The sequence below is a fragment of the Agreia sp. genome, assembly GCF_964263775.1.
Classification (GTDB): Bacteria; Actinomycetota; Actinomycetes; order Actinomycetales; family Microbacteriaceae; genus Agreia.
The window spans coordinates 1-6325 of the sequence record NZ_CAXVWM010000058.1; the positions used below are offsets into that span (position 1 = coordinate 1).

6 protein-coding genes are annotated in these 6325 nt (G+C 65.6%); 2 read left to right on the plus strand and 4 right to left on the minus strand.

Annotation, left to right across the window (positions count from 1 at the left end):
* The first annotated feature begins 209 nt into the window (after positions 1-209).
* The gene (locus tag ACE5CZ_RS05155) at positions 210-476 is read left to right on the plus strand and encodes a hypothetical protein (protein WP_374946270.1); all 267 of its coding nucleotides are present in this window, start codon (positions 210-212) and stop codon (positions 474-476) included.
* A 40-nt stretch (positions 477-516) separates the two neighbouring features.
* On the opposite strand, the gene ACE5CZ_RS05160 is transcribed toward ACE5CZ_RS05155, so the two are convergent.
* Complete coding sequence (locus tag ACE5CZ_RS05160; protein ID WP_374946271.1) at positions 517-1449, minus strand: LysR family transcriptional regulator; 933 nt, start codon at positions 1447-1449, stop codon at positions 517-519.
* Between the two features lie 77 nt (positions 1450-1526).
* Between ACE5CZ_RS05160 and ACE5CZ_RS05165 the strand changes: the two genes are divergently transcribed.
* On the plus strand, positions 1527-3260 hold the full coding sequence (locus ACE5CZ_RS05165; protein WP_374946272.1) for an FAD-dependent oxidoreductase: 1734 nt from the start codon (positions 1527-1529) through the stop codon (positions 3258-3260).
* A gap of 14 nt (positions 3261-3274) precedes the next feature.
* On the opposite strand, the gene ACE5CZ_RS05170 is transcribed toward ACE5CZ_RS05165, so the two are convergent.
* The 3 genes from ACE5CZ_RS05170 to ACE5CZ_RS05180 form a co-directional block, all read right to left on the minus strand.
* Positions 3275-4267: a helix-turn-helix transcriptional regulator gene (locus ACE5CZ_RS05170; protein ID WP_374946273.1), complete on the minus strand. Its 993-nt coding sequence runs from the start codon at positions 4265-4267 to the stop codon at positions 3275-3277.
* A gap of 124 nt (positions 4268-4391) precedes the next feature.
* On the minus strand, positions 4392-5051 hold the full coding sequence (locus tag ACE5CZ_RS05175; RefSeq protein WP_374946274.1) for a GAP family protein: 660 nt from the start codon (positions 5049-5051) through the stop codon (positions 4392-4394).
* Positions 5048-6325, minus strand: a 1278-nt coding sequence (locus ACE5CZ_RS05180; protein ID WP_374946275.1) for a phosphatidylserine/phosphatidylglycerophosphate/cardiolipin synthase family protein, incomplete at its 5' end; no start/stop codon positions are given. The genes ACE5CZ_RS05180 and ACE5CZ_RS05175, both read right to left, overlap by 4 nt.

Here is a 6325-nt window from a genome sequence, read left to right on the forward strand (position 1 = left end):
GCGTGACGGGGGTGATCGCAATTGTCATGCCACGATTCTCGTCCATGCCCCTTGCCCTCCACCGATCGCTGAGTAGCCTTGAGGCAGTCGCATCGTGCCGTAAAGGGCCGGTGTTGAATGCGCAGCCCCAGCCCCCGGTGAGCGTGTCGATCATGACGTGTGCCGTGAACGCTACGTCCGGGAAGCGAGCCCGGGGATCGGATAGTGCAGTGAAGATCAACAAAGTCCGAATCGACGGACAGGTGTTCTTTCTCGACCCCGAACAAGACCTCGACACGTTGAAGGCCGACGTCGTTGCGGCGGCCCGCAGCGGCGCCGACCTCGTCGAGTTCAAGATCGTCGGCGCGGGAACCCTCTTCGTGCTCGTCACGCCCACGATCGGGGTGCGGTTCGAGGTGATCGAACGCACGGAGGCCGCGGTCGACGCCTGGCGGCTCAACCCGCCGTCGTTCGACCCCGACCTCGACATCGGCTGACCCGCGCACGGCCGACAGGTCGCCTGCACCGGGCCTGGAGTCAGTGCGAGTCGGCCTGGCGCATCGTGGCCGATGCTCGCGTCGCGAACTCCGCGGCCGTCGCGGCGATCGTGCGCTGCATGACCTCGACCGCCGTCGTGGGGGCCGAGTCGGCGGGCCGAGCGAGGCTGATCGTGCGGGTGAGGGTCGGATGCTCGAGGCGCACCGAGCGCAGGCCCGGCCGGTCGATCAGCACCATGGCGGGCACGATCGCGACGCCGAGGCCGCGCTCCACGAACCTCAGCACGGCATCCATCTGCGCCCCCTCGAGCGCGACCTCGGGCACGAGGTTCGCCGATCGAAAAGCGGCATCCGTCTCGCCGCGAAGGTCGTAGCTCGAGCCGAAGACGATTTGCGGCAGCGCGGCAACCGCGCGCAGGTGGATGCGATCGCGCGTCGTCACCGGTGGCTCTGCGGCTGAGGAGATCACCACGAGTTCTTCGACGAGCAGCGGGGTCACGGTGAGACGCTCTGTCGCCGAGGCGTCTGACGTGGTGATCAGCGCCAGGTCGAGTTCGCCAGAGGCGAGTTCGTCGAGCAGGCGGCGTGATCCGTGTTCGGAGAGGTGCAACTCGATGCCCGGGTGCGCCGAGTGGAATGCACTGAGCACCTCTGCGACGAGGCTGATGCAGAGTGTCGGCGTGGCCCCCAGTCGCACGCGCCCGCGCTGCAGCCCGGCCATCTCGGCGAGCTCGCGCCGCACGGATTCCGCGTCTGCGAGCATCCGACGGGCCAGGGGCAGCAGAGACTCGCCGGCCGCGGTGAGGCTGCTGCCGGTGCGCGTGCGCAGAAAGAGCTCGGCACCGAGGTCTCGCTCGAGCGCCGCGATCTGCCGGCTCAGTGACGGCTGGGCGAGGTGCAGGCGCTCGGCGGCACGGGTGAAGTTGCCGAGCCGGGCCACCTCGACGAAACTGCCGAGTTGCTCGAGGTTCATGTCCATAGCCTAAGCGCATGGTGTTGACCAGCTATATGCATTGGAGTAATCGCCCACCCGAACCTAGCGTGGAGCACATGGATATCCCCGAACGACAGCTCTCCACCACCGTTCTCGTCATCGGCACGGGCGGGTCGGGCCTACGGGCCGCCATCGAACTCGCCGAGGCGGGGGTCGACGTGCTCGCCCTCGGCAAGCGGGCAAAAACGGATGCGCACACGTCGCTCGCGGCGGGCGGAATCAACGCGGCCCTGTCGACCATGGATGCCGAAGACACCTGGCAGCAGCACGCGGCCGACACCCTGAAAGAGTCGTACCTGCTCGCCAACCCGCACACCGTCGAGATCGTCACGTCGCAGGCGGCCCGCGGCATCCAGGATCTCGAACGCTACGGAATGCCGTTCGCCCGCGAAGAAGACGGACGCATCTCTCAGCGCTTCTTCGGCGCGCACACTTTTCGCCGCACGGCGTTCGCCGGCGACTACACGGGCCTCGAGATTCAGCGCACCCTGGTGAACCGTGCGGCGCAGCTCGACGTGCCGATCCTCGACACCGTCTACGTGACCCGCATCCTCGTCAACGACGACGGCGCGGTCTTCGGCGCCTACGGCTTCGACATCGAAGACGGCACCCGCTACCTGATCCACGCCGATGCCGTGATCCTCGCGGCCGGCGGTCACAACCGCATCTGGCGGCGCACTTCGTCGCGCCGCGACGAGAATACGGGCGACTCCTTCCGGCTCGCCGTCGAGGCGGGCGGGCGGCTGCGTGACCCAGAGCTGGTGCAGTTCCACCCATCCGGAATCATCGAACCCGAGAACGCGGCCGGCACGCTCATCTCCGAGGCGGCGCGCGGAGAGGGCGGAATTCTGCGCAACGGCCTCGGCGAGCGCTTCATGGACAGGTACGACCCGGAGCGCATGGAGTTGTCGACCCGCGACCGGGTCGCCCTCGCCTGCTACACCGAGATCAAGGAGGGCCGCGGCACGCCCAACGGCGGCGTCTGGCTCGACGTGTCGCACCTGCCGCGCGAGACGATCATGACCCGGCTGCCCCGCGTCTACCAGACGATGCTCGAGCTGCAGATGCTCGACATCACTACGGTTCCGATCGAGATCGCCCCCACCGCGCACTATTCGATGGGCGGAGTCTGGGTGCGCCCGGAAGACCACAGCACCGATGTCGCGGGGCTCTACGCGATCGGCGAGGCGTCCTCGGGCCTGCACGGCGCCAACCGGCTCGGCGGCAACTCCCTCATCGAACTGCTCGTCTTCGGGCGGATCGTGGGCCAGGCCGCGGCGGCGTACTCGGCCTCGCTCGACGCGCAGAGGCGTTCGGCCACCGCGGTGCAGACCGCGCGCGACGAGATCGCGCAGCTGCTGGGGGCCGACGGCACCGAGAACGTTCGCGCCCTGCAACGCGCCATCCGCAACACCATGACCGAGCACGCGGGCGTCGTTCGTGACGAGGCCGGCCTGCGTGCGGGCCTCGCCGAGCTCGACGCGATCGAGGCGCGCATCGCCGACATCGGGGTGCACCCGGATATCGCGGGTTTTCAGGATCTCGCGCACGCGTTCGACCTCAAGTCGGCCGCGCTGGCGGCCCGGGCGACCCTCGAGGCCGCGCTCGAACGACGCGAGACTCGTGGATGCCACAACCGCAGCGACTACCCCGAGCTCGACGAGTCGATGCGGGTGAACCTGGTCTGGTCGCCTCGAACCGGAATCACACGCGAGGAGATCCCGGCGATTCCCGCCGAGATCGAGGCGCTGATGAACGACGTCGCGGTCGCGGGCAAGCTCCTGGAGTGAGTACGACGGCCCTGTCACCGTAACGGGCGATGCCGCTCGTCGGCGTATCGGGTTAGGGCGGTGTCAGGTGTTCGAGGTGGATCCACTCGAAACTCGCCCGGCGACATCCCGTAGACCGTCTTGAACGCACGCCGAAGTGCCGCCGTCCCGTCAAAGCCGCTTGCCGCTGCGATATCGGCCAGCGACGACGTTGCCCACCGAGAATCGGATAGAAGAGACGTTGCGTGAAGAAGTCTGGTTTCTCGGATGGCCCCGTTCACCGTAAGACCGCCGTACGCGAAAATGCGCTGAAGTTGTCGAAGAGACAGCGCTACGGCCGATGCGACAGTCGGCGCGTTCACGGCGACGTCTCGAAAGTTGCGTCCGATGTACGCCAGAGCATCTGAGCGATACTGGGCCCAGCGAGCTGCAGTAGTGTCCTCGTCGTGACGCAGTGTCGAGGCCAGACCGAGCATCATCGTTTCGATGACCGCTTGGGCCGACTCGCCTTCCAATGTTCCCGGCCGGGGCAACTGCCGACATAGAGCTTGCACGTAGTAGGTCGTAGGCGACGTGAGTCGTGATTTGGGGAGGACACGAAGATGATCGATCGCCCCCGCCTCCCAATCGTCACGGCTCGCCATAGTTATGGCAATCGTGTCCACACCGTCCGATCCTGATATCTCATAGGGAAAGCGCCCAGACAGCATGAACACCTCGCCGGGGTGCACGGCGATATCGGTACCGTTCTGGGTCACCGTCAACGGAAACCTGTTGACACACACGAAGGTAGTACCCACGTCGAGCGCGGCGACCATTTCGGAACTCCGCACCTGTCGTGCCGGGCCGTGCTGGATCCGACCGATCGAGAGGCGATCGTACATGACGACGTGGATGGTTCCGCGGAACGCAGATGGATCTTCACAGAGGATCTGTGTATGCCAGGACAGATTTTCAATCCCCGCGGGGCCGTTCAGGGCTGTACTAGCGGGGAGCCGAGGAGTGAATCGACGAGGCGCGGCATTCATGGGCTAGGTCTCAACCACATCGAGTGTCGCCTGGCGTAGCTGGAGCTGCGCGCGTGACAGCATGAACGGTCATGCTTCCTACCCTCCTCGTCATTTCGACGTGCCACCAGTCCCAATTTTTTCGTCACCAACGCATGATTCCGGCAACTGTCACTATCGAGCCGAGCAGTACCAGGGCACTGCTCGTGATCGTGGGCATGGCACGAGTGAGCCACCGCCTCGCTGAATCAAGGAACGCGCGCATCCTCGTCGAGCCGAATCGGTGCAGCAAGACGGGCATGATGAGCGTTGATGACGCCACGAGAGTGAAGATGACGAGCAACAAGACGATCGTGATGAGAGGCGGGTGCCCATCGAGAATGATTACACCCGCGGCGGCGGTCAGCGCCACGTTCTTGGGTTTGATCGTGGCGAATGCGAACGCGATTCCGGCGCTTCGTGCAACGCTCAGGCGATCGAGCCCTGCCGTCCATTTCGGCCGTTCGGCGGCCGCCGAACGGCGTCGCCATGTGAACAGGCCCGCCGCGACCAGCGCGCCGCCGACAACGATCGGTAGCACCCTGATGACGACCAGAGGTTCGCGGTCGTAACCCATCGGAATAAAGGACGACAGATACGAGAAGGTCGTCGTCGCGAAGGCGACTCCGAGCAACCAGCCAGCGGCGAACCCGACGCTCCGTGTCACCCCGCCGCGCGTTGAGAGCATGAGCAGAACCGCCATGATGGGCATCGGGTTGACCGCGATGACGAGCGCCAACGGCACGAGCTCGATGAGTTGGATCATTGCAGCGATGAGGTGAGACGGGCGAGATTGTCGCCGATCTTCTGCATGAGCGACCGGCGCATCCAGTCGTCGAGCCGCAGAAGGTCGGATGCCGCCCGGTAGTCGTCCTCGACACGTCGCATGCGGTCGACGAACTCACGGCCGTGCACCAGAACCGAGACCTCCATGTTGAGGCTGAACGACCTGACGTCCATGTTGCTGGAGCCGAGCACGGCGACCTCGTCGTCGACGGTGAAGTGCTTGGAGTGCAGCACGGTCGGCGCTCGGTAGAGGTAGATCGAGACGCCCGCCCGCAGGAGCGCCTCGTAGTAAGAGCGCTGCGCGTGGTAGACGAGAGCCTGGTCACCGATCGCCGAAACAAAGAGTTCCACGGCGACGCCCCGGGATGCGGCGGTGACGATCGCGAGCAGGGCCGAGTCGTCGGGGACGAAATAGGGGCTGGTGATGCTGATTCGATGCCTCGCCTGGTGCAGGAGCATCACGAAGAGTTTCAAGTTGTTGTCGTTTTCGAAACTGGGACCGCTCGGCAGCACCTGGGCGTCAACGACGTTCGGTTCGCCATCCAGAACCACCGGCGACTCGTCGAGCGGTAGCAGTTCGTCGGTCTCGCTGTACCAGTCTGTGACGAATACGGCGTTCAGCTCACGGACCGCGGGTCCGTTGACGCGCATCATGAGTTCGCGCCACCGCAGCCCACGGGCGATGTTCTTCTTTTTGTTGTACGTGGCGTCGACGAGGTTCTGCGACCCGGTGAAGGCAACCACACCGTCGACGACGACGAGCTTGCGGTGGTTGCGCAGGTCGGGTCGTTGCCAGACGCCCCGCCACGGTTTCACAGGCAGCATCGGATGCCACACGGCACCCATGTCTCGGAGCGCGGCGATGGTTCGTCGGCGGCCCGGTGCGAGGAACCCCGAGACGTAATCGGAAAGCACTCGGACGGTGACCCCTCGGGCGCACGCGCGCCGCAGCGCATCGAAGACGGGGCCGGTGGCGTCATCCAGAACGAGGATGTAGAACTCGACATGCACGTACGAGCTTGCACGATCGATCTCCTTCGCCATTTCGGCGATCGACCCGTCGTAGTCGGCCAGCAGCTCTACCTGATTTCCGCCGACCATCGGCAGGGCGCCGAGCGTGCGGTTGAGCTCAACAGCACCGGCGAGCCAGTCCGGCCATTCGTCTCGATGGCTCACGAGCGAGAGCCCGTCTGTGCGCGCGAGGACCAGCTCGTTGACCTCCCGCTGCTTGGCTCGCCGTGCGGCCGGGAGCCT